The following is a 26647-nucleotide window of genomic DNA, read 5'->3' on the forward strand; positions in this document are numbered from 1 at the left end:
AAAATTGGTGTAGCATGTCAAAAAAAAACAAACAGGAAAAAATTAAACTCTTAGGGAAAGAATATGAATACGTAAGGATCGATGATATCAAGAAGAATCCCGTTATTTTTTTTGAAGAACACAGTGTTGACCTATGTATTAAAGCCTATGGGATTTTAAAACCCAAGTGCATTTATATCAACGATGTCCCTTTTGATTTTTTAAAGGATCCCCAATTCTCAGAGTTGGAAGAGATACACGTATCTGCCGCTGAAGGCGTGGATATAAGTCCTTTACATTCCTTACATCATCTAAAGTCGATCTGGGTGACCTTTTACGCAGGGTATGGGCCAAAAGGCAGTTTGGATTTTAGCCATTTCCCAAAGCTGGAAACTTTACATTGTAGTTGGTTGAACGGATCAAAGAACCTTGCTGAACTTAAAAATGTGCAATCAATTTTTATAGCTGATGCTAGCCTAACCGATCTAAAGATTTTCCATGGTTTGGAGAATTTAAAAGTTTTGGAATTAGCGCGCTCAACAGTGGAATCTTTGGAAGGTTTGCAAGGTATCGTTAATTTAAGGGAATTGAAGATAACCGGCTCATCCAATATCAAGTCCTTTGAAAGTTTAGCTGAAGTAAGCAGTACGGGTCTGGAACGTCTTGAAATAACCTCTAAAAATAACATTACGGCATTAGAGCATATAGGCAAGCTGAACAAATTACGGTCCCTGTCATTGGAAGGCATACAAAGTATAGATTGTTCTGCGTTTGAAAATAACACCAACCTTACCCAATTAAGTTTAAAAAGAATCAAAAAAATGACCAATGAACAAGGTTTAAGTAAATTGGTCAACCTAAATTCATTGCGGTTAATGCAAATAGATTATATAGACAGCCTCAACTTTCTTACCGATCTGCCCAATCTTGAAGCGTTGAATGTATTACCATGGTTCATTAAAGTTAAAGACGGGTATTTGCCTTTGATCCAAAAGTTTAGGGCGCTCAATAAATTGGAAAGTCTGTTTGAATGGGATGAAATACTTGATCATTTAGACGAAGAAGGGAAACAACAGTACAAAAAACATTTTGGTGATTCTCCTCTGGAATTTATTAAAAAAGAATTCACGTTTCATTGTTATGAAGACTTCTCTGAACCGTATACCAAAGAAAATTGTAACAAAGTGGATGAAGAAATAAGAAACTTGATCGATCGGTTAATAAAGAATGCCGAGGCAACCACGGAAGAGAAACTCAAATACTTTGAAGCCACAGCTGATAACCTAGATAAAATAGATGAGGAATTGAATCTTTTTGCAACGGGTGAACGCGAGTACCTGTGGGACACCTTGGATGAAATAGCAGGGGCAAGCGGTATCGATGTAGGCAGTCTAGAAGAATCCAATTCTAAGAACAAGTATTTCAAATGGCCCGTTTTTTAATTTATACCGTAAGACATGAATGAATTGATCCTTTTTAAAAACGAGGTGAACAAGCATCTAAGAGATAGGCTTAAAAAAGACAAATGGTCCGGCGTAAGTCCCGTTTTTTATAAAAATGATGTTCCCAACCTTACCAAATGCATTGAAATAAGACGGTCGTTGAAGGAAAACCACTTTTCTTGTTCCCTGGCCGTTTATTCCGATTTTAAGTTTCCCAATACCCCAAAAGCCATAAAAACCAAGAGGTTGCACACCTATAAGCAAATATTCCAAGTCGCATTGACCCCCGATAAGGTGAGCAGCTCGTATTACCATTGGACCTTAAAGGACGATAAGGACTTCAACATAAGGCAAATACAATTATTAGGAGAGGCCATAAGCACCCACGGTACCGATTTTTTCAATGGTTTCACTAATTTTCCGGAACCGTTCTTAAACATAGAACCAGGGGATTTCGATACCAAAGAAGTAAAATTGTTCAACAAATACGATGTGTTCAATCAAGTAATCTATATGAATTTCTTAAAAGAGGTACATCTGTCCGTCGATCAGATCGAGAAAGCCACCGTATTTTCAAACCTGGCCCTAGCGCGATTTCATGATAACGTAAAAGGCAAAAAAATAATACATGACAAAGCATATGAAAAATCCATAGGAGAATACGTAAGATTTTTAGAAATGCCGAAGTCATAAATCGCAAACGTCATAATACAGGAGTGACCGGCTTATTCGTGCCACTATTAAAAACGGTCATTACAAAGAACCATAAACCTGTACACCATCAATTCGTTACGTTTTATAGTTGAACCCAACGCAATACCCAGAAAGAGATGAAAGTAGTATATAAATTAAAACAAGAGGATTATCTACAATATGCCCTATTTTATGATTCCATAGATGAGCAATCGAAAAAATTAAGATGGAAGGCGTGGGCAAGTGTAATACTGGCGTTCATTATTTTTGGCGTTCTACTCTATAATTATGCAGACGGTTTTGTAATATATGTTTACGCAATAACCGCCACCTTGGTCGCTGTGGCTTTTCCTTTTTACCATAAAAGCAGGTTAAAAAAGTTGCATATAGGCGCAATTAAAAAAAATTATAAACATAGTTTCGATAAACCTAAGGAACTTTTGTTCGATGATGATTTTTTAGAAATTTCCTCAGAATTGGAAAGGTCTAAGTTAGATTATTCCGCTATTGAAAGCATACAGGAAATAGCAAGTCATTATTTCCTGAACTTAAAATCCGGAATCCATATTATCATTCCTAAAGCAACATTGAAAAATGATAATTCTGTGGCAACTAGGTTAGATATACTTTGTAAAAAATATGGAATCGTTCATTCTAAGAATTTAGACTGGAAATGGTAATAACAAGCACCAATATCGGTAATCCGCTCTGCGAAGTCTGTGACTTCGTAGCGTATGGCGTAAGTACATGGGTAAGTGACAAGAGTGAAATAACCTAGCCCGGTTATGGCACGAAGTTGCAAACATAGCACAGCAGGCCAATTTAGCAAAGTGATTAATAGCTATCATGAACCACTTGTCCGCTAACTCCCCAAACCCCACAAAACATTTCCAATACAAACCAAAAACCCAACCTTGTAACTATTTTTCTGCAAGCACTTTCTCAATTTTATTTACCTTGGCAAAAAACACTAACCAACTATACTTTATGAAATACCTATTCTTATTGGTTGCCGTATTATCCACTGTAGCCTCTTTTGGGCAAGCGCCGCAAAAGGTAAACCTCACCGAATACATCAGGGAAATTCAAATCTGGGAAAAAGATAATAGTCAAATGACCCTTGCTTTCTGGATCCCAAAAAGTTATTGGAAAATTTCGTTGCAAGACAATCCACAAATACCCGCAGAAACCGTAGACCAAATAGTGGCTACTTTCGAAGATTACATTTTTGTATGTGGTTTAGATGTAACGATCCACAACAACGGTACAGCATCTTTTACCGATGAGGCCGTTTTAAGGGAATCGCTTTCGCTGGTAGACGACAAAAGCGAGACCTACCTGCCGTTAGAGAACGATCAGATCGCACCCGATGCCGTAGCCCTCATGGAATCTATAAAACCCATGTTCCGCCAAATGTTGGGCCAAATGGGCGATGGCATGCATTTTTATCTTTTTAAGGTACAGGACGAAAACGGCAACAATACTATAGATGAATACAAAGAGGGTAGTTTTACCGTAAAACATTCCAACAAAGAATTTACATATACGTTGCCATTGGTAACCCTGATGCCGAGCAAAAAATGCCCTGTGGACAATGCCGAAATGAAAGGAAACTGGACGTACTGTCCTTTTCATGGCAACTTACTTAAGTAATAACGCATAAAAAACGGCCAAGAAGAATGTTTTCTATAGCGGATAGTTTATAAAATGAGGGGAAAAAGATTTTTCCCCTTAAAATACCTGTTGCAATAATCTTTGCTCATTTTAAATACCCTTTCCTTCATTTTATCTGAACCTGCATAATGTTCATTTGCAATTGAGGCGATACTTTTTGTACCCGCCCAAATATTTTGTTAGATAAAACTTTGGTCTTTGTCGATACAATTGCCATGACGGTTGATTTCATTTTATACAGATTCTATTTTTTAATACCTATGCAGCTATGGATCAATACCGTTACAGACAATATTACTAACTACAATGATCAAATAAAGTGCTCAACGGAATGTTCTACTTCGCAGATTACAGTAATTTCCCCCGTTACTTTTTACCCGTAATATGAAGACCGAACTTCCGTTACACTTTATCTGGCCTTTTAAAAACAAAAGATGTACCATGGTTCAGTAAACCCTTTTGACCCCAAAAATGCAACCCTAAATAGTCTTAATTTTGCACCCCTAAATCTTAAAAGGACCGACCCTATTAATGAAAAAAGAAAATACCCGAAAAAATAAGATTGTCAAAATACTAAAATGGTGTTTGCTCACCGTAGGCATTCTACTTGTTTGCCTGTTCAGCATCCCCTCCATTTTTGGCGACACCATTGCCAACGAAATCAAAAAGGGAATAAATGCAAATCTGAAGACAGAACTGCAATTCAAGAATTCCTCCATCTCTTTCTTTAGGCATTTTCCTTCTCTGACCTTTTCTTTCGAAGAGGTAAATTTGACCAGTACCGAACCCTTTGAGGAAGAAACTCTTGTCACCGCCCAAGAATTGGGCTTCGGCATCAATGTCTTTAAGCTTATTTTTTCTGATAAAGTAGTGATCGAAGGAACCTATTTGACAGATTGTAACATAAAGCTTATCAAAGATAAGTTCGGCAGAAACAACTACGATGTGTACAAGGCCACCGATACTTTGGCCGCTTCGGAAAAGGATACCAGTGCCCAAGGGCTGAACCTAAACCTAAGGAGATTAAAAATAGAAAATGCGACCGTTCTATATAAAGACGAGGATATGGGCATTACCGTAAGTTCCAACGGTCTAGATTACAATGGTCGCGGTGGATTGGTAGACGGTAAATTGGAATTGGGCTCTCGATTGGATATCGATAATGTAAATGTCGTGTTTGATAATATAGATTACCTGAACGGAAAAAAACTAAAGGCTCGGTCCTTTACCATCTACGACACGGAAAACTTATCTATAGAACTCGACAAGAACACCATTTCATTAAACGACCTTGAGGTCAACTTCCACGGCAATCTAGATATTTTTGATGAAGGCGTCGCCTATAACCTGATCGTCAATACCGAAGACGGAACCTTGGAAGAAGTGGTTAGCGCCCTGCCCCCTAAGTATGTCGAATGGTCCAAAGAAATGACCCTCAACGGTGATATGGATGCCACCCTACGTTTGGCCGGTTACGCCGGAACCGTACCTGCAGACAAAAAAATAGACCAAACGGATCTCGACGTAGATATCCGTGACGGATCTATTAAGCACATAAATGCCGAACAACCTATTAAGAACCTATATGTTAAGCTAAAGGGAAGCTTAACCGATAATGAAATAAGTTTTAACTTGGACAGCCTCAACTTTACACATAACAATAAAGTTACCCGAGGGCACTTGTTCGCTTCAGGCACTATGGATTCACTTTACGTGCAGTCGAACATCAAATCGAACATCGACCTCGACCTGCTCAACCAGACCCTAAGTTTGCCCGACCTGGCCTTTAACGGCCTATTGGAGACGGATTTTAACATTGACGGTGTCTACAGACCGGAAACATCCAAACTGCCAAAAACCAAGGGTATTTTTAAACTCACAAATGGATATTTGAAAACCTCCGGCTATCCAGAACCCATTAAAAACATAGAACTTAATGCGGTATTGAAAAACGAGGGACAGACCTACGAAGCATCTTCAATTACCATCAACGCCCTTAATTTCACCTTTTTGGAAAACCAATTTACCAGCAAGGCGTACTTTAAAAATTTTGATAGTCCGGAATACGATATACAGGCCAAGGGAAGTATAGACTTTACCGCCCTTAACCAAGTGGTGGACCTTCCTTTTTTGATCAAGGACGGGCAACTCATTGCCGATGCCAACCTAAAAGGTCGTTTGGACAATGACCTAGAAGAAAACGAGAACAGCGGTACCCTGGGTATTAAGAACATCAAGGTAAAGACCGACTTGCTACCTTACGAGGTTCGGGTCAAAGAAGGACAATTTTTATTCTTGAACGAAAGAATGGCTTTTTCCAAATTGGATATTGAGCACCGTTCATCACAGATAAACATGGACGGTTACTTTACCAATTATTTAGATTATGCCCTTTCTTCCGAAGGTACCTTGCGGGGAGATGTAAATCTACACTCGCCCAATATTGACATTACTGAATTTTTTCCAACCGAAGAAATACAACAACCATTGGATAGTATAGGTACCGTTACCGCCGAAGAAGTGGTAAGCGGGGTAATGCAGGTACCCGAAAATATAGACCTCGCCATTACTTTGGACATAGACACCCTCACCTATAACAAACTTGACATTACGGACCTTTCAGGAAACCTAGGTCTAAATCCGCAAGGACTTTTCTTAAAAAAAGGCCATATGAAAATGGTAGACGGCACCGCCTCCCTATCTGGGGTCTACAAGCCCGTATCTTCAGAGAAGGCCTTGTTCACTATGGATATAGATGCCGAAAACCTGAACATAGCAAAAGGATACAACAGTATCGACCTTTTTAAGGAATTGGCGCCTGCGGCGGCGCAAGCGGCCGGTATAATGTCGGTAGATTATAATTTGGCGGGTACCCTAGACGACCAAATGCTACCGGTACTTCCAGAGTTGTCGGGCAAGGGAACCCTAAAAGTGCACAGTGTTCAGTTTAATGGCTATAAATTGATGGGCAAAGTGTCCGAAAAATCGGGATTTGAGGCACTGAACGATCCCAAGGTATCGGAAATCACCATTAACTCTACCTTAAACAACAATGTCTTGGAAATGGAACGCTTTAAGTTTAAGGTATCTCCCTTTAAGTTAAGGGCCGAAGGCCAAACCACCTTGGACGGTGAGCTAAGTCTTAAAATGCGGATAGGCCTACCTCCGTTCGGACTCTTGGGCATTCCGGTGGTCATAAAGGGAAACAGTGACGATTTTGATGTAAAACTGGGTACCAAGTCACCGGACCTTGACTCCCTAGAGGATACCGAAAGCGGTTTATCTGAAGAAGATATACAACGAATGTCCATGCTCAAAGATTCCATTCGCGAGGGAATGTCCGTAGACGACATTAACAAACTACAGTCACAGATCCAAAATATGAAATTGGATTCGTTAAAGACCCAACCTGTAGACTCCTTGAACACAATTAATTAAGAAATCATGTAGGCTGATAGTATCAAACTGCACCATCAACATAAAATTACGGCCCAATGATCGAATGCCCGTACCCGTGATATAGTATCTTTGCCACTTGCAAAAATATCATAGAGGTTTCGGCCTTTGATGTGACATATCTAAAGAATATGAAACTAAAGATAGATCGGTTTGTACTATCGGTGATAGGGGTCATTGGCCTGGCCTATCTATTTCCCCAATGGGGATTACCGGACAGCAATATTCCCATCGATACCATTAGTGCGATAGGCATTTCACTTATATTCTTTTTCTACGGACTCAAATTGAGTCCCTCTAAACTAAAGGACGGACTTAAAAACTGGAAATTGCACCTGCTGGTACAGACCTCCACATTTTTTATATTTCCTTTGTTGGTCTTGCTCTTTCGCCCTCTCATCCAGAACGGGGAACAAGAAATCATTTGGCTGGCCTTTTTTTTCTTGGCCGCGCTTCCCTCTACCGTATCCTCCTCGGTGGTCATGGTCTCCATTGCCAAGGGAAACATCCCTGCAGCTATTTTCAACGCTAGTATTTCGGGTATAATCGGTGTAGTACTCACCCCTTTATGGATGGGGCTGTTCGTTAAAAACGGCCAAACCGATTTTAACTTTACCAATATATATGTAAAACTCATCGTACAGATTATTTTACCTGTATTGATCGGGGTGACACTGCAACGGTTTTGGGGTGTATATGCTCAAAAATACAGCAAGCAACTGACCTTGTTCGACAAGTCGGTAATTCTGCTCATCATCTATAAAAGTTTTGCCAGGTCTTTTGAAGGAAACATATTTGAAACCATCTCTATTACAGACCTTTTGCTACTCTTTGTAGCTGTTTTAGCCCTGTTCTCGGCCTTATATCTCTTAACAGGTTTCTTGGCCAAGAAACTAAAGTTCAATACCGAAGACCGGATTACCGCCCAGTTTTGTGGAACCAAAAAATCATTGGTGCACGGTACGGTGTTCGCAAAGATCATCTTTGGAAACATGTCCTCCATAGGTATTATTCTTTTACCCCTTATGTTGTTCCACGCCTTACAATTACTGATCATAAGTGTACTTGCTTCAAAAATGGGCGTTAAAAACCAAGGGTAAAACACCTATCTGTACAATCGTAAATTTCAACACCCGTTACGAATCCAGAAAGCCTTTTATACTGGTTTTCCGGTATTTACTCACGAGGTTCTATTCGATACATTTATCCGTAGAAAAAATACAGCCTGTATTTTCCGTAAAACGATAAAAAGATGAATTGGAGCCCCGTAGTTACAAACCGTATTTTCTTAGGTGTACTAGTTTTATGCACCGCCATTGTAAGCGGTCAGGAAAGCCTAAAGTCCAAAGTACGTGAAATACAACTTTCGACCCCGGCTACCGTGGCCTCCAGTAAACTGACCTTTCAACAAGACATGAAGGTAATCTCCCCTAGTTATTTACAGTTTTCGGTTACGGAGACCGACGATAAGGGGCGTGCCGAAAAAAGGGAGTACGCCTTTGGACTTTCCGATATAGACCAACGCAGTGTCCGCTCCTTTACCTATAAAGACCGGATCTTGGTGGAAATACGTACCAAGGGAAGGCAAAAATTGATCCAACGCTCCTTGGACGGGGGCAATAAGGTAGATTATGTGGGCGACCTTACCCTATTGGCCCGTAATGCGGCCAATGGACGCAGTTTAAAGGAAGCTTTGGAAGAGGCTATTCCCGTGGCCGAGGAATACGATAAGAATGCCCTAAACCTACATACCTACACCGATCATTTGGATTGGTTGGAAAACAACATCGAAAGTGTATCCCTGCCCAAGGAAAGAATCGGACAAGAACTCATGGCCGATAAAGACCGGCCGGCCTATGTGCGTTTTGAACGTATGCGCGGTACCCGAGAAGAAAGCGCGGTTTTTAACCTCTCGCTCCTCAACCCCGCTTCGTTACGCTATGAAATGTCGGGCAGTGAGCTGTTTTTGGAAATTTGGACCAAAAACAATGTAAACGCCATAAAATATTTCGAGGGCGACAGTCCAAAAGGCTTTGGCGACAAACTGGTCATTTATGCCAAGAACATGCCCCATGCCAAAAAAATACACCAAGTACTAGAGGGAGTGGTTCCCTTGGCCGAAGTACACTTTGGGCGCTACAGCCCCGATATCGGCACCATACCAAAGGCGGTGGACTATATAAACCCTAGAATTGGAAACGTGGTGATGCCCGAGGGCAACACCCGTCAAAAATTGGTATTGGAAGACAACCGGGCCATTCTTGAGCGAAACGAGACCCGTGTAAAGGAGGCCATAAACAATGAGTATATTTTTGACATCAATGATATTGACCCTAGAAAACTAATTCTCGACAACGACAAAACCCGTTTTATTCTAGAATTACATGTAAAAAACGGGCAACCCTTTATCCGACATATAGAAAATGGAAGGGCCCTGAATTTCAGAAAATACGTGCGCCTGTTCTTTAACACCATAGACGATGCCCTGTTCTCTAAAGAGGCCCTGCAAACGATCTTGGACAAGAACGAGAACAAGCTACAGGTGAAACAGAACATCGACCGGATACCTTTTTATCAAGGCCTGGAAGCATTGGGCAATACCATAGGCAAAGTAGATAAGGACGATATTTCGTATCATCAAGAAGTAAAATTGTTCAATAGGGAAATGAGTGGCATTACCTTTACAAAGGGGATTGCCGAGCCTAAAAGAACAAGGGAGCTCGTGTACGAATTCAGTACGAGGGACCTGAACCGGAACCAGATGAACATAGGGGTTTCCGGAAATCGCATTTGGGTGGAACTATTTACCAAGAACAAGCAAAAATTGGTGAAGTTGTACGAAAACGGACAAGTACAAAACTACCAATACCGCATTGACATAGAAGCTACCGATGCCGTAAACGCAAAGGATATCATCGCCCTATTCAGAAAAATCGAAGACTTGGATACCGAATAGAAAAAAGAAGCGTGGCCGTAAATTCTAGGCCAATTGGCCTGCGGATAGCCATCTCCCTAATAAATAAATGTTAATTTAAATCCCCATGGTTGTATGACCTATGGGGATTTATAATTTCGTTCCCGAAAACAATATCTATAAATATGAAAATACTAACGAACACCCTGCTTGTATCGCTTCTATTTATGGTGGGGTGCGCCGAGAACAAATCGAAAAGCAAATCGGAGCTAAGCGCCAATGCTTCGGAAAACATCGCCTACAAGGGTACGGCCAGCATAACCCAAGGGATAGCCAAAACGATCGTCGAAGACATCTACAGCTGTGAACGGGGAAGAAAGACCGATGTGGGCGAAATCGTTTCCACGGACGGAAAAAAATGGACCGTTCCGGCCGTAACCCATTACACCGACGATAGTTTTCCGTTTGCAACGGATCTGAACAATGAATGTGAAGGAAAAAACTATGCGACAACCGAAGAAGCCCTCTCTCATTTTGACGCTTCCAACACCGTCGAAATCGATACGGACGGGGAACTTTATACGGCCTATATCTTTGCCGATAATTATTTTGAAATGTACGTAAACGGCGTTCCTGTCGGAAAAGACAAGGTACCCTTTACCCAGTTTAATTCCAGTATTGTAAAATTCAAGGTCCAAAAACCATTTACCGTCGCCATGAAGTTGGTCGATTGGGAAGAACACCTCGGGGTAGGTTGTGAGGCCAACAGGGGCAAGTCTTTTCATGCCGGTGACGGCGGAATGGTAGCCGTTATCAAAAACGAAAAGAACGAAACGGTGGCCGTTACCGACGAAAACTGGAAGGCCCAGACCTTCTACACGGCCCCTATTACCGATCTTGCCTGTGTTTCGGAAGAGGGTGCCTATCGCTATTCCAAAAATTGCGACACCAATGGCGGACAAGACGGTAGCCAATTTTACGCCTTGCATTGGGAACTTCCCAACGATTGGATGAAAGCCGGTTTTGATGATGGCAATTGGCCCAAGGCCACTACCTTTACCAACAAGGCCATTGGCGTTGACAACAAACCTGCATATACCAACTTTACCGATATTTTTGATGATAAGGGCAATGACGCCCAATTCATCTGGTCGACCAATGTAGTTTTGGACAATGAGGTTTTAGTAAGATACACTGTAAAATAGCGCATTTTGAAAAAATGGATATTCATCTTGCTGCTCCAAGTAGCGGCATTTAACACTTTTGCCCATGTGGGCGGACATGGAACACCGACCAAAACATGGAGGTTGTCCCAAGGTAACATCGAGGCCAATTTCGTAAAACAAGAGGGCAATATGGTCTATTTAAGTGATAGTCACAATAACACCCTTACCTTCGACATTAACGAGTTTACAAAAGAGGACCGGCAATTTATTGAAGAAAAGGCCCAATGGATATTGAAGGCCAACACGGCAAGCCATCACCATTATAAAGGCTATGGTTATCTATTGATATTTTTTGGGGCGGTATTGCTCTTGGTCTCCGTTTTTAAATGGGGAAAACGCTATAAAAGGTTTCAATTGGCCTACGGGATCATAGGGCTGGCGTTGATCGTTGTTGGTTGTAAGAATACGTCGGGCAAAGAAAAGTCCGCCATAACCGATATAAAGCTTCCCGCCAATGATGTTTCATTTTTAGAGTCCGTTTTCGGGGCCTTCGATAAAGTGACCACACGTTACGACGATCATTATTTTTATGTGGAATCCGATGGTATCCCCGAACATGGGATGATGACGGGCATTACCAATTGGCAGCAACAAGTACCTATAGACCATGACTATTCGGGTAACAACGCTTGGGCGATTCCCTTGCAACCGGAACTGGCGGAGACACCCCTTTCCACCAAAACGAACTTTATGAAAGGGGCCATCGCCATTGCGGCAAACGGACTTCCCATTTTCAACCCTTTGAACAACCGCGGTGAAGACGCCAATGCCATTGGAGAGCTCGATAAATGGGGCGGACACTGTGGAAGGGCCGATGACTATCACTACCATTTGCCCCCCACGCACTTGCAAGAACAAGTGGGCGAAGGAAAACCCATTGCCTATGCACTGGACGGCTTTCCCGTATATGGGGAAACCGATGAAAAACTCGATGAGAGTTTGGGCAGGTTCAACGAAGAAGGCTCCTACGAGTACCATGCCGTAAAGGAATATCCGTACTTGATCGCATCGATGCGGGGAAAGGTAAAGCTCAACCCAAGAACAAAAGCCCCGGAAAACGAAATAATGCCACAGGCCAAGACGAAAGGGGTGCGCCCTGATCTACGGCCTTTAAAAGACGCTGTAATTACCGGCTTTAAAACCCTCGGTCCCCATTCGTACTCATTGACCTATACCATCGGGCCTAAAGAGTACACCATTAAGTACGGATGGAACGAGGAAGATGAATATACCTTTGAGTTCGTAGATCCCGATGGAAAAAGTACCGTATCGACCTATAAAAGAAAAAAATAAACAGCACATTGAAAAAGACCGTTCTAACACTACTTACGTCCCTTTTGTTCCTTGCTTTTACCAAAGGGCATAATTCGAAGGCGGTCCCCGGGGAGGTCAATTGTATTGACGACATTCCCGTTTACGATTTTGGGGCCTTGGAACCCTTGCTCTACACCGATTCGGAAAAAACCCATATCGTCAACTTTTGGGCCATGTGGTGTGCCCCTTGCGTAAAAGAGCTTCCGGTGTTTAAGGAGTACGCCAAAAATCATCCGGATGTTGAAATGGTTTTTGTAAGTCTCGATTTTCCCGAAGACATCGAAACAAAACTAAAACCCTTTTTAAAGAAGAAGGGAATCACATCAAAAGTAGTGCTGTTGGATGATCCCGACTCCAATAGTTGGATAGATAAGATCAATCCCAATTGGTCGGGCGCCATACCTTTTACGATTATCTTTAACCATAAGAACCGTTCGTTTTACGAGCACACTTTTGAAAATATTCAAGAGCTACAAAATGAAGTAACAAAAACAATAAACAACTAACAGTAATGAAAAAATGTAATTTGACATTTATTGCTATTCTAATTTTAAGCAGTGTTCTCACCACTGCCCATATTAATGCACAAGACCGAAAGGGACCACCACCAAACGGTGAACGCAAGGGACCTCCAGGTGGGGGACACAGCCCCGTACAGACAAAAACACTGGAAGAGATAGAAGGCTATAAAATAGGGGACGTAGCTACGGATTTTGAACTAAAAAATGTAGACGGAAGTACCTTCTCTCTATCCGATATCAAGGATGCCAAAGGATACATTGTGGTCTTCACCTGCAACGAATGTCCGTTTGCAAAAATGTACGAAGACCGTTTAATAGCCCTTCACAATACCTATGCCCCACAGGGGTATCCGGTAGTGGCCATTAACCCCAATGTTAGTGAAGACAATGAGAAGGAAAGTTTCGCAGCCATGCAGAAAAGAGCAAAGGAGAAAGATTTCCCCTTTGTGTACTTGGCCGATGAGGAACACAACATATTTCCCAAGTACGGGGCCGTAAGAACGCCCCATGTCTTTTTATTGGACCAAGAAAAAAAGGTACAATATATCGGCACCATTGACGACAATGCCCGATCGCCGGAAAACGTAAAGGTAAAATACGTTGAGAATGCCATTGCGGCCTTAGAAAACGGTAAAAACATAGAACCTAACTTCACCAAAGCAATAGGTTGTCCGGTAAGGGCCCGGTAATTACAAAAATCGAAACCTATATATAAAAGCGGTTCGAGTCTCGGCCCGGACCGCTTTTTGTTTGTACCCATTCCAACCATCATCTTATCCCTTTCCTAAAAAATTTTGCCTTATGTGACTTTGGTCACATTATAAGTCATAGACCCATCGTAATCTTACAAAAAGAAAAACAATGTAAGGTGAACCTATGTACAACTTTCTATAAAAAGGAAGTACTAAAAGATGAAAATAAACGCGGAACATATAGCGTATGCGACCCTATCTAGAAAAATCGAAGATCTGGATACCGAAAAGGAAGAAGGGGGTTATGTTCTTCGTCGTTTTTTTCATTATAACGAATTCATACGGGCTAAAATGATTTTCAAGCGATTTTACATTACTTTGTAATTCTTGTTAATTTTCGTTCATGAAAAACCCCCTATTTCTCATAATATTACTTTTTTTAGGCAGTTTCGTTTCATTGGCTCAAATTCCCGTATCCGAAATACAAGCTCTAAAGGCTTTTTATGATGCGACCGGGGGACCTGGTTGGGTCAGCGAAACGGATGGTGACCCGACAAACGATTGGAATTTTGTGGTTCCCATAGAAAATACAATGGTAACCAATGATTGGTATGGACTGACCTTATCACCAAATAACGTTACCGGAATTAACATGAACCTTACCGGTGATATAGCCGGGAAGAACAACTTGATAGGGGTATTACCGGAAGAGATTGGGAATTTACCTTTTCTAAATTTCTTAAATGTAGAGCTTGGAGAGCTGTCAGGGCCCATACCCGCCAGTATAACCACATTAACGAATTTGGTATCGCTTAACCTACGAGGAAATAAATTTACCGGAGGCATACCTGCCAATATTGGAGATTTGTCAAATCTTATAAGGCTAGACCTAGGTCAAAACCAATTAACGGGCGAGATACCGCTATCATTACTTCTATTGAACAATTTAACCAGCCTCTCATTGCGTTTCAATGAACTTACAGGCGAGATACCCATTGGTATAACCAACTTAATAAATCTTAGTATTCTCTATTTAGGTACAAACAATTTTACAGGTTCTATCTATCCGGAATATGGCAATCTTATTAATTTGACATACTTTGAGCTTGAAAATAATGAGTTAACAGGAGATATTCCGGAAGAATTAGGGAATCTGGTGAACATGGTGGACTTTAGAATTGGCCGTCAAGAACTAACGGGAACGCTGCCTGCATCTTTAGGTAATTTTGAAAATATTCATACTTTTAATATCAACAATACCCTTATAGAAGGGTCCATACCTCTTAGTTACGAAAATTGGTCGGATCCCATATTAATTGTACTTGACCGTAATAATTTAACAGGTCAGGTTCCGCCACAGTTTGCAAACTTTAATAACTTAGAGTGGCTTATTTTACATGGCAATGAACTAGAGGGGTCCATACCTGATTTTAGCGGTATATCAACATTATGGGGTTTAGATATAGCAAATAATCGTTTTGAATTTGGGGACTTTGAGGATCAGTTCGATAGCTATAGCTCCAATATTTTAAATTTTGTGGACCACCCCCAGGCAAAGGTCGATGAGGTAGAGAACATTACCACCTGTCCCGGAAACACAGTTACCCTCGAAACCACCGTAAGCGGTTCCGCCAACACCTATGAATGGTTTAAGGACGGCGTTGCCATCCCTAGTTCTAACAATGCCAATTTGGAACTGGACGACCTCCAACCTTCCGATTCCGGGGTCTATACCTGTGTGATAACCAGTGGTATCGTCACAGATCTGATATTGGAAAGAAACCCGATAACACTTACTGTAAGTGACGAAGGCCCAACCGCCAACCCCATTGAGAATTTATATGCATGTGATACGGACGGGGACGGTATTGCAACCTTTACCTTGGACCTGGACCAGATGGAATCGCAAGTGATCGGCTCACAGACAGGGGTCACCGTTTCCTATTTCGACGACATGGGAAACCCTCTGTCCCTATCAGCATCGTACACCAATACGACTCCCGAACGGCAAGACATTACCGTAAGGATCGCCGGTTCCGAAGGTTGTTACGGCGAGACCGTTTTCAGCCTTTTTGTACAAGAGGCACCGGTGGCCGACATCTTCGGAGATGTAGAACGGTGCTATAATTTTGAGTTGCCATCGTTGAGCGAAAACAACTACTATTATACGGGGCCGAACAAAACGGGAACGCAACTAGATCCAGGGGATATCATATCGGAAACGATCACCGTGTACATATATGCCGAAAACGGTTCGGGACCGGATACCTGTACGGACGAAAGTAGCTTTACGGTTACCATCGATAGGGTGAACGAAGTTACCCTGCTGGAAGATGTAACCGAATGCAAGGGCTATATTCTACCGATCCTACCTACAGGCGAAGGCTATTTTACGGAGAGCAATGGCGAAGGCCTGCAACTATACCCTGGAGATGAGATCGTTGAAACCCAATTGATCTACGTTCGTGCGGAATCCAATGGATGTGCCCAAGAAACTAGTTTTACCGTGACCATTGACACTGTCGCCTGTAACGATTCCGAATCTTTGGGGCTTCCAAAATTCTTCACACCCAACAATGACGGAACCAACGATTATTGGGATACTTCCATTCTTGCGGGGGAAAACAGGGCCAATATTTATGTGTTCGATCGCTATGGTAAATTGTTGGTGCAATTAGACCCGAACAACAATGCTACTTGGGACGGCACCTATAATGGTCGACCAATGCCCCCCAGCGACTATTGGTTTAAATATGTAGATCAAGGAACAGGAAAAACATTGTCCGGTCACTTTACTTTAAAAAGATAGGAATAGCGCATACTTAAAAAAGAGCCACGTAATTACAAAAAATCGTAACCGGTATATAAAAGCGGTTCGAGTCTCGGCTCGGACCGCTTTTTGTTTGTACCCATTCCAACCATCATCTTATCCCTTTCCTAAAAAATTTGGCCTTATGTGACTTTGGTCACATTATAGGTCACAAGCCCATCGTAATTTTACGATAATAAATATGAAAAGAAGTTTGGGACATATCGAATATAAAGATGATACCGAAACCTTGGCGAAATTTGCCAAAGCCTTGGGGCATCCGACACGCATTGCCATTTTAAAACATCTTGAAAGTCAGTCCTGCTGTTTTACAGGCGATTTGGTGGACGTGTTTCCCTTGGCGCAATCGACCATTTCCCAACATCTTAAAGAACTGAAAAACGCAGGGCTTATTCAGGGAGAATTAAAACCGCCCAAAATAAAATACTGTATCAACCAAGAAAACTGGAACATTGCAAAATCATTGTTTCAGGATTTTTTTAAATAATTTTTTTAATAATCAAATCGTCTATTGGCGATAAACAAAGAAGTTGCCATGAGTAAAACAATTAAAATTTTAGGAACCGGTTGTCCAAAATGTCAATCATTAACGGGAGTTGTAAAAGATGTTGTATCCGAAAACAACATAGACGCCACTATCGAAAAAGTAGAGGATATCATGGAAATCATGAAGTACAATGTTATGACCACGCCGGCATTGGTCATTGACGATGTGATTACCATAAAAGGAAGAGTTCCCTCAAAAGAGGAAGTATTGGCATTGTTGAACTAATCTTGATACTATGGACTACCAGATCAAAGCTTCCTCGATGGCCAAAGACGATGCCAAGATTCATATAAAGGAATCGAACATCGATTTTGGCACGACTTCAAAAACCGCTGACAGTCTGCCCAATCCGGCCGAGTTGTTTCTAGGGTCTTTCGCTGCCTGTATGCTAAAAAACGTGGAGCGTTTTTCGGCCATGATGCGATTCTCCTATTCCAAGACCATGCTGGAGGTAAAGGCCACTCGCCTAGAGAATCCCCCTCGAATGGACAATATAGAATACAGCTTAACGATCTACAGCGATGATGATAAGTTGAACACGGCCCTATTGAAAAAGAACATTGAAAAGTTCGGTACTATTTACAATACCGTAAAACTATCATGTTCCATATCGGGGACCATAAAAACCGTTCCTAATGTTTGATTGGCTGCAACATTTTGCCGATTGGTTGATCTATTCGGTGTTTGGAATAGGGGCGGAAACCCATTTGGGCACCGCTTTGAATTTCTTTGTCTTCGACACCCTAAAAATTCTTATTCTCCTATTCTTTATCGTTTTTATCATGGGGATAGTAAACGCCTACTTCCCTATCGAACGACTTAAAGACTATCTGAACAAGAAAAAACTCTACGGGCTGGAGTACTTTTTTGCTTCCGTCTTCGGAGCCATCACTCCTTTTTGTTCCTGTTCGTCCGTGCCTCTTTTTATCGGCTTTGTACAAGGCGGCATTCCCTTGGGGGTCACCTTTGCCTTTTTAATTACCTCACCGTTGGTAAACGAAGTGGCGGTGGCCATGTTTTTGGGGATGTTCGGAATAAAGGCGACGTTGATCTATGCCTTTTCGGGAATTCTCTTGGGCTCCGTTGGGGGTTGGCTTTTGGGGAAACTGAAATTGGAACATTTGCTGTCGGATTGGGTAAAGGAGATTCTTGAAAACAAAATGCAACAGGCCGCCTACCAAGACGAGAAACGAAGCTTTCGCGATCGACTACCGGAGATTAGCCGTGGGGCCTGGGATATTGTAAAGGGAGTGCTGTTGTATGTAATTATAGGTATTGCCATTGGCGCCGCCATGCACGGGTATGTACCCGAGAACTTTTTTAACCAGTATTTGGGCGGTGGCCAATGGTGGACCGTGCCCCTGGCCGTACTGGTAGCCGTACCCATGTACGCCAATGCCGCCGGTATTGTTCCCGTCATTCAAGTATTTGTGGCAAAAGGGGTTCCCCTAGGTACTGCCATTGCCTTTATGATGGCAACGGTAGGCCTCTCCATTCCAGAAGCTACCTTGCTTAAAAAAGTGATGTCACTAAAATTGATCGCTATTTTCTTTGGGGTCGTAACGCTGTGCATCATCATCTCGGGATATCTCTTTAACCTCATCTTGTAATTCTTATCATTCATGAAAAAAATCATTTTTATTCTCTCCATCATCGTTTTTACATCGCAGTTCCTCTTAGGGCAGAGCGTACCCACCGTACATTCCGTTGGGGCGATGAAGGATATGGGCAACACCTACGACCTTAAGGTCTGGTTGGATACCCTTCCCCAGAAATCGCACGTATACGGCATGGGTCCCTATGACCGTATGAAGGGCGAAATAACCGTTGTGGACGGCATACCCTTCCACGCCTCGGCCTTTGAGGAAGGAAAGGCCGTTGTGGCCCAGAGCTGGGACATCCGTTCCCCTTTTTTCGTCTATAGTCAGGTACCCGAATGGGAAGCCTTTGATATAAAAGGCCCGTTGAACAGCGTTCAGGAAATTCAACAAAAAGTAGCGGCCCTTGCCAAAGAAAAGGGCTATGACCTCAAAGAACCTTTTGCATTTAGGCTTGCGGGTGAATTTGACGAGCTTACCGTACATATCGTTACGCCGAGAAATCCGGAAGTGGAAGGATATAGACCTGATGTAAAATCACAAAAATTCATTTCTGAAAAAGAAAAAGGACAACTGATCGGATTTTATTCGGAACAACACCAGGGGATTTTTACAGGTTCCAAAAGCTTTGTGCATGTCCATTTTTTAAGGAACGACCAAACCTTTATGGGCCATTTGGATAAAATCACCTCGGGCGACCGATCGTTCAAAATCTATTTGCCCCAAAAAAATAACCGCGTAAAAACGGGATTGCGTGTCAATGACACCGATTTCTCCAAAGGACGTATGGGCCATATCCAAAACATAGACCTCGACGACCTCGTAAAATTTCACGGCCACCTTTGCGACGGACTTGTAGTGGGTCATCTTGCCCTGCAAGAGGCCCTGAACGAACTGTATCCCGACGGACGCATAGACCGTACCAATACCCGTATCGTAAGTCAACCCTCGCCCTGCCTAACCGATGCGGCCATATATATCACAGGGGGACGGTATCAATTCAACACCTTTTACGTTTCCAAGGATATTGACGGCCTGTTTACCCTTCAGCGTATGGATACGAAAAAGGCCGTAACCGTACGAATGAACAAAGGGGTGAAACCCGAAAAAATAGACAAGCTGGGTGCCCTTGCCGTAAAAGGGGAACTGCCGGCCTGCGACTTGGACAAGCTCAAAAAAATGGAGGACGATTTTACCGAAACCCTATTGTCCACAGACCCAGGAAAAAATTTTACCGTAACGGAAACCGTCAATTTTAAGTGGAAGCCCGTTTTAAGGAACGATTTTGTAAAAACGGATATCCTTAACAAAGACAAATCAAAATGCGGCGAAAACAATTAGGACAAGTAAATGAAGTTAGCCACCATTTTAACCCTGGAAAAATGGAAAAGGCCATGAAGCTTATTATTTATAAAGACTACCACTAACCGTAAGAAAGAGCCCAGTATAAAACTGGGCCTTTTTTATACAAAGATCTAGCATCACTAAAACTATTCAAACCAATAGATATACACAATACATGCTTTAAGAACCCGCTCCCCTTTTATATCGAATACAAGAGAAAACAAACCCTCATCACAATACCAAAACAAACAGCACCTTAACGTAGAAACATACGCCCATACCTTAAACACCTTACGTAGTATAACCGATATGACATAATAAAATACCTTGTTAAAACGTTCGCGTAATCCAACCCCATTTAATAAAATTAGATATGAAAGCCCTGACACGGATTATTTTGGCTTTGCTGACCTTAAGCGCTTGTTCCGACGATGCCAACGAAGAACCCGACCCAACCTTACCTTCTACCATAGATGACCTTGAGGGTCCCATTAACAAGCCCACCGAAGGCTATGGGAGCGACGGCACCTATACGGTGGCGAAGATCGCATTTGAAAGTCCCACCTACGAAGGAAAAAATGTGGAGGTGTTTTACCCCGAGGAAGCAACGGGACCGGTACCTACCATTTTCTATTCACATCCTTATGGTGGCGAGGAAAGTGAATACAACCTTGGACTTTACGAGTTTATCGCTAAAAAGGGATACGCCGTGGTCTTTGCTCCCTATCCAACTACAGGTGCTTCGGTAGAGGAGCGATACGAAACCTTATGGGAAAGTTTTGAAAAGGCGGTAAGCGATTATCCGGATATTATCGAAACGGAAAAAGTGGGTTTTATGGGGCACTCTTTCGGGGGCGGCGCCTCCTTTTCCCTAGCCTATAAAGGATTTGTGGAAGAAGGCTGGGGCGAAAACGGTCGATTTATTTTTACCATGGCACAGTGGTTTTCATACGACTTGTCCGATACGCAATTGCAAAATTTCCCCTCCAACACAAAACTCATTACCCAGGTCTATGACGATGATGTGACCAACGACCACCGTATGGCGATCGATATTTTTAAGCATATCAACATATCTGATGCGGAAAAGGACTTTATCTTGATCAAAAGCAGCACCGTGGATGGCTATACGTATTCGGCAGAGCATAACCTACCCAATACACAGGCGGCCTACGATGCCTACGATTATTATGGTATTTACCGTCTTTTGGACGCTCTGATCGATTATAGCTTTAACGGAAATTCCACCGCAAAAAAGGTGGCTCTGGGCAATGGCTCCCCAGAACAGATCACCATGCCGAGCTATGATGGACAGGCCTTAGAGCCTTTAGTGGTCACGGACGACCCCACCCCCTTGTATGCACAATCAAATTACTTGTTCAAGTGCGGGGCGGCAAGCAACCCGAGAAGCGCCTATTGCGAATAGGAAATCGTTGATTTTTAAAATTCGCTATCTTCGTCTTACTTAGATGGAGCCTATTTTGGGCCGAAAAACCAAAAAAACGACCATGTTTTTTGATAATTTAGAGTATATCAACATCGATGGGCAAACGGCCAATTTCCCCAAGCATTTTCATGAAACTTTTTGTATTTCGTTGATTCATCAAGGTATTGAACAGATCGAGTTTGAAAATCAAAGTTTTTTTAGCGAAAAGGGCAGCATATCCATTACCAACCCATATGAGATACACGCCAATCCCTTAAGCGAATCAAAGGTTGCCTTAAAATTCGACACCATCTATCTGTCAGGCGACCTGATGAAATACCTGTTCGAAGGAAAAAACATCACATTCGAAAACAGAAAGATCAATAGCGAAAAGGCCAACTTATTATTCGTACAACTGACCAAAGCCATGGATACCGGCAATGCAAAAACAATCGAACTTGCGTTGCATCGGTTTGCAAATGCCATAAAATATCATTCACAAGAAAATATTGGGACCCACGGGAAGCCTCATTTTAGTGATTTCAATGAGATCGATCTCTATATCGAAAACAACATCCATGAAAAATTCAATTTGGACGACCTATCAAGAATGGCAAACATCAACAAATATGGTTTTGTCAAAAAATTCAAGGCCACAACTGGCATGACCCCAATGAACTATATTTTGATGAAAAAGGTTTTTTCGTGCAAAGAGCTCATAGACGCACATACCGAACTTACGGATGTTGCCTATCGATACAATTTTACCGATATGGCCCATTTTTCAAAAACCTTTAAACGCTTTGTCGGTGTTTCCCCAAAAAAATACCAAACACATCTTATCGAAATTTTATAATTGCCAATATCTTACAAGTGTCTGGACGGACAGAAATTTACTTTTGGAAAAAAAATAATTTCCGAATGAACAAAACCGTCTTTTTCCCGCTTCTTTTTTTTATTGTTTCATGTATCGGCTTTGCTCAGTCCGTTGACGACCCTTTTTCTCAAAAAAGGATGCGCAAAGACCTTGAAGTATTTAAAAACATCCGTTTGAAAGCAAATTCGGGACTATATAAATACCGCACCAAAGAACAAATCGACAGCATCTACACCTGGGCGGACCGGGCGATAGACCGAGCGAATACTTATGGCGATTTTTATAATATCATTTGCCAACTGACCGATTTTGAGGGCAGTTTGCACAACGATACAAGGTTACCGGAGAGATATAACCAATCTATGAAAAAGGAACAAAACGGTTATTTCCCCTATCCCGTCAAATGGATAGAGGGTAAGTGGATCTTAAATTTTGCCAAGGGAGAAATACCGCTTGGGGCCGAAATTGTATCGATCAACACTATAAAAATGTCCGATATCATAAAAAACCTATACAAGTATTACACTACCGATGGTGTAAATACCACTGGAAAACGCATAGGAATAACATACAATTTTAGCAAATACTACCGATTGCATTATGGCCTATCTCCTGTATTTGAGGTTGCGTACAGGCCCCATAATTCAAATGAGGTCCAAAACGTTACCCTACAGGGAATCGCCTATACGGATTATTACAAAAATGTAAGGCAAAGGCACTCAGAACCCTTTGATGAGGTCGATTACAAAGATTGGGAAGAAGAGGAAACCTACAGTTACAAGGACATAGATGGGGATACCGGCATACTAACGGTAAACAGTTTCTCTTTAGGAAACAAACAATCTTCGTCTCATGGCAAGTACCTTACCTTTTTAGACAGTGTGTTTACCCATATAAAAACAAAGGGGATTAAAAACCTCATTGTTGATGTTCGTTACAATGGCGGTGGTACCGACCCCAACGACCTAGTAACCTATTCTTACCTTACCCAAAGGAATTTTAAGGAAAACAAACAAGCCTGGATCAGCTTTAAAAAGCTCCCTTATCTTAAATATGCCTTTACCAAAATTCCCCGTTTTTTAAGGCCACTGGGCGCAGGCAAGTACAATAAAATGTTTGAAAATAATTTTCCGGAAGAGATAGATGGAAAGTTCTATCAAGACGAAAACAACGAAGACCATCAGATTAGAAAACCAAGGCCACAAGCCTTTACCGGAAATATCTATTTATTAATAGGTCCGAGGGTGGCATCGGCAGGAAGCCTTTTTGCCGCAATGGTAGCCGGAAACAACAACACGACCGTAATAGGGGAGGAAACCATGGGCGGTTACTATGGGCACAACGGACATACCCCGATGGGATACATTTTGCCAAAATCAGGAATGGCCGTTTTCTTTTCGGTCGTAAATTTGGAGCAGGATGTACCCCAGAAGTCGAACCAGCGGTATGACAGGGGCATTATTCCTGATTATGATGTACCGCAATCGTATAATGACTTTCTGCAAAACAGGGATACTCAAATGGATTTTACGATCGATCTTATAAAGAGGAACAAAAACCGGTAAAACCACCGAAACCGGACAAACCTTTTAAAATGTGCTACGTGGAAGATCCTTTCGGAATCGTTTTTGGAATCTACACGCATAGTTACGAACTCACTTATTCATCGGGAGCCTATGCGAAATAGGAACATATTGACAGACAGAACACACTTTTTATTTAAGACAGCGCACTCAGGACTATTGCGTACTAACAAAATGGCGACCAATGGGTCGCCATTTTAGTATGTACAATTGGCCATAACTATTCGACCTATCGTTTATAATATTATGGGAATTATCACATTAATCAAATGATCGTTGGGGATCAAAGGCATCAATATTCATAGATGTCTCTTTACCGTCAACAATCTCTGAAATCAATTTTCCTGTTGCCGGGCCCAAACTCCACCCCATCATTGCGTGCCCCGTGGCAACAAAAAGATTATCCAAAACATTGCTTCTACCTATATAAGGCAGCCCATCTGGCGATACAGGGCGCAGACCACATTTGGCATTGTTTATTTCCTCTTCGGTTATTTTTATTTGGGGGTAATATTTATGGACAGCATCGGCTATGGCCTGAACCCTGCCCCTATCGATTTTATAGTCTACCCCTGAAAATTCCATCGTACCCGCAAACCGGGTAAACCCGTCCATCGGTGTTATGGCCACTTTGGCCTCCATTAAGATAACCGGATACTCGATTCCCGTAGGTCTATATACATTGATACAATACCCTTTTCCCCCTTGTACCTGTAAATTTATTCCTAATTTTTTGGCAATGTTGCCACTCCAGCTACCAGAAGCCAGTATTACATCATCTGCCTCATAGGTGCTATTTTTTGTTTGTACGGCATTTATTTTTCCATCTGTAACATCAAAACCATTCACCTCTTCGCCATACCTAATATTGACCCCAGATTTCTTGAGATACCCGTACATCTTTCCCATAAAATCATTAGGGGTACTATGGGCGTCGCAATGATAATGGACAGCCCCGTTAGCAACAACTTCGGTGTTTCCGTGCATTGCCTTTAATTCTTTCTTGTTCAGTTCCTCTACCTCTAAACCCATTTGTTTGGCCTTATTGGCTACAACCTTCTCCTCTTCTTCGGAAGCCTTTGTTTGATACACCATTAACAAGCCCTTTTTCTCTAAATGAAATTCTCCCAAATCGCCAGAATCTTTTATCTCGTCGTACAGACCACTGCTCAAAAGGTTGATATCTTTAATGACAGGACCTGCCTTGATGACTTTTTCTTTGGTCGAGGATTTATAAAAGGACCACGCCCATTTAAAAAAATCGACATCCCACCTAGGCTTTATATAAAAAGGACTCTTACTATCCATCATCATGGATAGCCCTTTGGTAATAACACCCGGAGCTGCCAACGGAATTATATGGCTAGGGGTAAGATAGCCCGCATTGACAAAGGAAGCTCCCATTTCCCCTTTTGTCTTTTCAAGAACGGTAACTTCATGACCGTTCTTATGAAGATAATAAGCTGAGCAAAGCCCAATTACACCACCACCGACAACAACTATTTTTTTTCCCATAACAACTATATCACTTGAAAACCAAAAGCATAGGGATCGTCCTCATTTATTGAAATTTCATTATAACCATATTGTCTTGCCCACCCCTTGATACTTGGTATAACACCGTTAAAATCGCCAATCTTACATGTTGCTTCGGGCACGCCAATAAATTTGGAGCCTATAAAACTCTCATGTACAAACTCTTCTCCCAACTTTAATTTTCCTTTGGCAAACCATTGCGCCATTCTGGCCGAGGTTCCCGTACCGCATGGTGAGCGGTCAATGGCCTTATCACCATAAAAAACGGCATTTCTCGCCATGGCATCGGAAGAAATTGTTTTACCTGTCCATAAAATATGGCTAACATTCTTGATCGAAGGGTTTTCTGGATGTATAAACTTATCAGGGTAGGTTTCGTTTATTTTTTGTCGAAGCTCCCTTGCCATTTCAATTAATTGCGAAGCGGTATAATCTTGTAAGCCAGAAAAATTTTCTTGGGGATCGACTATGGCATAATAGTTACCTCCATAAGAAACATCAATGGTCAGTTCCCCTAGAAATTTAGACGTCACCTTTATATCGGAAGCCGCCAGATAAGAGCCTACGTTCACCAACTTTACCCATTCTACCTTATCACCGTTTTGATGGTAGGTTACCTCTACCAGCCCTGCCGGTGTTTCCATCCTAATTTTTCCAGGTACTTTAGGGGTAACCACGCCTTCTTCGATAGCCATGGTAATGGTGCCTATACTACCATGCCCACACATGGGCAGGCACCCACTGGTCTCGATAAAAAGAATACCAAAATCATTATTGGGATCGGAAGGCGGATATATAAAAGATCCGCTCATCATATCATGCCCACGAGGTTCGAACATCAGTCCTTTACGGATCCAGTCATACTCCTTAAGAAAATGGAGTCTTTTTTCGCTCATATTGGCCCCTTCAAGTTTAGGAGCACCTTCTACCACCAACCTTACAGGGTTTCCACAGGTATGGCCATCAATACATTTAAAGACATGTTTCTTCATTCA

At 42.0% G+C, this 26647-nt stretch carries 23 protein-coding genes and 1 pseudogene; 22 read left to right on the forward strand and 2 right to left on the reverse strand.

Annotation, left to right across the window (positions count from 1 at the left end):
* The first annotated feature begins 14 nt into the window (after positions 1 to 14).
* From J8L85_RS00370 to J8L85_RS00475, 22 genes and pseudogenes are all read left to right on the forward strand, one after another.
* The gene (locus J8L85_RS00370) at positions 15 to 1421 is read left to right on the forward strand and encodes a hypothetical protein (protein ID WP_211013730.1); all 1407 of its coding nucleotides are present in this window, start codon (positions 15 to 17) and stop codon (positions 1419 to 1421) included.
* A gap of 15 nt (positions 1422 to 1436) precedes the next feature.
* Entirely contained in the window at positions 1437 to 2114 is a 678-nt protein-coding gene (locus tag J8L85_RS00375; protein WP_211013731.1) for a hypothetical protein, read from the forward strand.
* A 137-nt stretch (positions 2115 to 2251) separates the two neighbouring features.
* Positions 2252 to 2794: a YcxB family protein gene (locus tag J8L85_RS00380; RefSeq protein WP_211013732.1), complete on the forward strand. Its 543-nt coding sequence runs from the start codon at positions 2252 to 2254 to the stop codon at positions 2792 to 2794.
* Between the two features lie 307 nt (positions 2795 to 3101).
* Entirely contained in the window at positions 3102 to 3767 is a 666-nt protein-coding gene (locus J8L85_RS00385) for a hypothetical protein (RefSeq protein WP_211013733.1), read from the forward strand.
* 552 nt (positions 3768 to 4319) lie between these two features.
* A complete protein-coding gene (locus J8L85_RS00390; RefSeq protein WP_211013734.1) occupies positions 4320 to 7226 on the forward strand; it encodes an AsmA family protein in 2907 nt (968 codons plus the stop codon).
* A 149-nt stretch (positions 7227 to 7375) separates the two neighbouring features.
* Complete coding sequence (locus J8L85_RS00395; RefSeq protein ID WP_211013735.1) at positions 7376 to 8344, forward strand: bile acid:sodium symporter family protein; 969 nt, start codon at positions 7376 to 7378, stop codon at positions 8342 to 8344.
* 152 nt (positions 8345 to 8496) lie between these two features.
* Entirely contained in the window at positions 8497 to 10200 is a 1704-nt protein-coding gene (locus J8L85_RS00400) for a hypothetical protein (RefSeq protein WP_211013736.1), read from the forward strand.
* Between the two features lie 143 nt (positions 10201 to 10343).
* Positions 10344 to 11363, forward strand: coding sequence for a hypothetical protein (locus J8L85_RS00405; RefSeq protein ID WP_247656517.1), 1020 nt, complete (start codon positions 10344 to 10346; stop codon positions 11361 to 11363).
* Between the two features lie 6 nt (positions 11364 to 11369).
* Entirely contained in the window at positions 11370 to 12677 is a 1308-nt protein-coding gene (locus J8L85_RS00410; protein WP_211013737.1) for a YHYH protein, read from the forward strand.
* An 8-nt stretch (positions 12678 to 12685) separates the two neighbouring features.
* Positions 12686 to 13204, forward strand: a complete 519-nt coding sequence (locus J8L85_RS17950) for a TlpA disulfide reductase family protein (protein ID WP_247656518.1) — start codon at positions 12686 to 12688, stop codon at positions 13202 to 13204.
* Between the two features lie 5 nt (positions 13205 to 13209).
* Positions 13210 to 13908 carry a thioredoxin family protein gene (locus J8L85_RS00420; protein ID WP_211013738.1) on the forward strand — a complete coding sequence of 233 codons (699 nt, stop codon included), beginning with the start codon at positions 13210 to 13212 and terminating at the stop codon, positions 13906 to 13908.
* A gap of 222 nt (positions 13909 to 14130) precedes the next feature.
* The gene (locus J8L85_RS00425) at positions 14131 to 14295 is read left to right on the forward strand and encodes a hypothetical protein (protein WP_211013739.1); all 165 of its coding nucleotides are present in this window, start codon (positions 14131 to 14133) and stop codon (positions 14293 to 14295) included.
* A gap of 19 nt (positions 14296 to 14314) precedes the next feature.
* Entirely contained in the window at positions 14315 to 16720 is a 2406-nt protein-coding gene (locus J8L85_RS00430; protein WP_211013740.1) for a T9SS type B sorting domain-containing protein, read from the forward strand.
* A gap of 202 nt (positions 16721 to 16922) precedes the next feature.
* The gene (locus J8L85_RS00435; RefSeq protein ID WP_211013741.1) at positions 16923 to 17228 is read left to right on the forward strand and encodes a metalloregulator ArsR/SmtB family transcription factor; all 306 of its coding nucleotides are present in this window, start codon (positions 16923 to 16925) and stop codon (positions 17226 to 17228) included.
* A gap of 48 nt (positions 17229 to 17276) precedes the next feature.
* Complete coding sequence (locus J8L85_RS00440; protein WP_211013742.1) at positions 17277 to 17513, forward strand: thioredoxin family protein; 237 nt, start codon at positions 17277 to 17279, stop codon at positions 17511 to 17513.
* A 10-nt stretch (positions 17514 to 17523) separates the two neighbouring features.
* Entirely contained in the window at positions 17524 to 17931 is a 408-nt protein-coding gene (locus J8L85_RS00445; RefSeq protein WP_211013743.1) for an OsmC family protein, read from the forward strand.
* Positions 17924 to 18898 carry a permease gene (locus tag J8L85_RS00450; protein WP_211013744.1) on the forward strand — a complete coding sequence of 325 codons (975 nt, stop codon included), beginning with the start codon at positions 17924 to 17926 and terminating at the stop codon, positions 18896 to 18898. Before J8L85_RS00445 ends, J8L85_RS00450 begins: the two co-directional genes overlap by 8 nt.
* A gap of 12 nt (positions 18899 to 18910) precedes the next feature.
* Positions 18911 to 20227, forward strand: coding sequence for an FmdE family protein (locus J8L85_RS00455; protein WP_211013745.1), 1317 nt, complete (start codon positions 18911 to 18913; stop codon positions 20225 to 20227).
* A gap of 376 nt (positions 20228 to 20603) precedes the next feature.
* Positions 20604 to 21656 (forward strand): alpha/beta hydrolase, encoded by a 1053-nt coding sequence (locus J8L85_RS00460; protein ID WP_211013746.1) that lies wholly within the window; start codon positions 20604 to 20606, stop codon positions 21654 to 21656.
* Positions 21657 to 21738: 82 nt separating this feature from the next.
* On the forward strand, positions 21739 to 22512 hold the full coding sequence (locus tag J8L85_RS00465; protein WP_211013747.1) for an AraC family transcriptional regulator: 774 nt from the start codon (positions 21739 to 21741) through the stop codon (positions 22510 to 22512).
* 65 nt (positions 22513 to 22577) lie between these two features.
* On the forward strand, positions 22578 to 24098 hold the full coding sequence (locus J8L85_RS00470; RefSeq protein ID WP_211013748.1) for a S41 family peptidase: 1521 nt from the start codon (positions 22578 to 22580) through the stop codon (positions 24096 to 24098).
* Positions 24080 to 24220: pseudogene (locus tag J8L85_RS00475) on the forward strand (glyoxalase); the annotation flags it as partial. The gene J8L85_RS00470 and the pseudogene J8L85_RS00475, both read left to right, overlap by 19 nt.
* A gap of 157 nt (positions 24221 to 24377) precedes the next feature.
* On the opposite strand, the gene J8L85_RS00480 reads toward J8L85_RS00475, so the two are convergent.
* Together J8L85_RS00480 and J8L85_RS00485 are read right to left on the reverse strand one after the other, a co-directional pair.
* Entirely contained in the window at positions 24378 to 25631 is a 1254-nt protein-coding gene (locus J8L85_RS00480; RefSeq protein ID WP_211013749.1) for an FAD-dependent oxidoreductase, read from the reverse strand.
* Between the two features lie 5 nt (positions 25632 to 25636).
* Entirely contained in the window at positions 25637 to 26644 is a 1008-nt protein-coding gene (locus J8L85_RS00485; RefSeq protein WP_211013750.1) for a 4-hydroxyproline epimerase, read from the reverse strand.
* Positions 26645 to 26647: the final 3 nt, after the last annotated feature.

Origin of the sequence: Maribacter sp. MMG018 (assembly GCF_018100785.1) — a bacterium.
Lineage (GTDB): Bacteria > Bacteroidota > Bacteroidia > Flavobacteriales > Flavobacteriaceae > Maribacter.

Coding starts and splice junctions, on each gene's coding strand:
- J8L85_RS00465 (WP_211013747.1), top strand. CDS start 21,739: ATGTTTTTTGATAATTTAGAGTATATCAACATCGATGGGCAAACGGCC.
- J8L85_RS00460 (WP_211013746.1), top strand. CDS start 20,604: ATGAAAGCCCTGACACGGATTATTTTGGCTTTGCTGACCTTAAGCGCT.
- J8L85_RS00380 (WP_211013732.1), top strand. CDS start 2,252: ATGAAAGTAGTATATAAATTAAAACAAGAGGATTATCTACAATATGCC.
- J8L85_RS00390 (WP_211013734.1), top strand. CDS start 4,320: ATGAAAAAAGAAAATACCCGAAAAAATAAGATTGTCAAAATACTAAAA.
- J8L85_RS00425 (WP_211013739.1), top strand. CDS start 14,131: ATGAAAATAAACGCGGAACATATAGCGTATGCGACCCTATCTAGAAAA.
- J8L85_RS00480 (WP_211013749.1), bottom strand. CDS start 25,631: ATGGGAAAAAAAATAGTTGTTGTCGGTGGTGGTGTAATTGGGCTTTGC.
- J8L85_RS00455 (WP_211013745.1), top strand. CDS start 18,911: ATGAAAAAAATCATTTTTATTCTCTCCATCATCGTTTTTACATCGCAG.
- J8L85_RS00375 (WP_211013731.1), top strand. CDS start 1,437: ATGAATGAATTGATCCTTTTTAAAAACGAGGTGAACAAGCATCTAAGA.
- J8L85_RS00435 (WP_211013741.1), top strand. CDS start 16,923: ATGAAAAGAAGTTTGGGACATATCGAATATAAAGATGATACCGAAACC.
- J8L85_RS00395 (WP_211013735.1), top strand. CDS start 7,376: ATGAAACTAAAGATAGATCGGTTTGTACTATCGGTGATAGGGGTCATT.
- J8L85_RS00430 (WP_211013740.1), top strand. CDS start 14,315: ATGAAAAACCCCCTATTTCTCATAATATTACTTTTTTTAGGCAGTTTC.
- J8L85_RS00420 (WP_211013738.1), top strand. CDS start 13,210: ATGAAAAAATGTAATTTGACATTTATTGCTATTCTAATTTTAAGCAGT.
- J8L85_RS00485 (WP_211013750.1), bottom strand. CDS start 26,644: ATGAAGAAACATGTCTTTAAATGTATTGATGGCCATACCTGTGGAAAC.
- J8L85_RS00440 (WP_211013742.1), top strand. CDS start 17,277: ATGAGTAAAACAATTAAAATTTTAGGAACCGGTTGTCCAAAATGTCAA.
- J8L85_RS00470 (WP_211013748.1), top strand. CDS start 22,578: ATGAACAAAACCGTCTTTTTCCCGCTTCTTTTTTTTATTGTTTCATGT.
- J8L85_RS00370 (WP_211013730.1), top strand. CDS start 15: ATGTCAAAAAAAAACAAACAGGAAAAAATTAAACTCTTAGGGAAAGAA.
- J8L85_RS00405 (WP_247656517.1), top strand. CDS start 10,344: ATGAAAATACTAACGAACACCCTGCTTGTATCGCTTCTATTTATGGTG.
- J8L85_RS00445 (WP_211013743.1), top strand. CDS start 17,524: ATGGACTACCAGATCAAAGCTTCCTCGATGGCCAAAGACGATGCCAAG.
- J8L85_RS00400 (WP_211013736.1), top strand. CDS start 8,497: ATGAATTGGAGCCCCGTAGTTACAAACCGTATTTTCTTAGGTGTACTA.
- J8L85_RS00450 (WP_211013744.1), top strand. CDS start 17,924: ATGTTTGATTGGCTGCAACATTTTGCCGATTGGTTGATCTATTCGGTG.
- J8L85_RS00385 (WP_211013733.1), top strand. CDS start 3,102: ATGAAATACCTATTCTTATTGGTTGCCGTATTATCCACTGTAGCCTCT.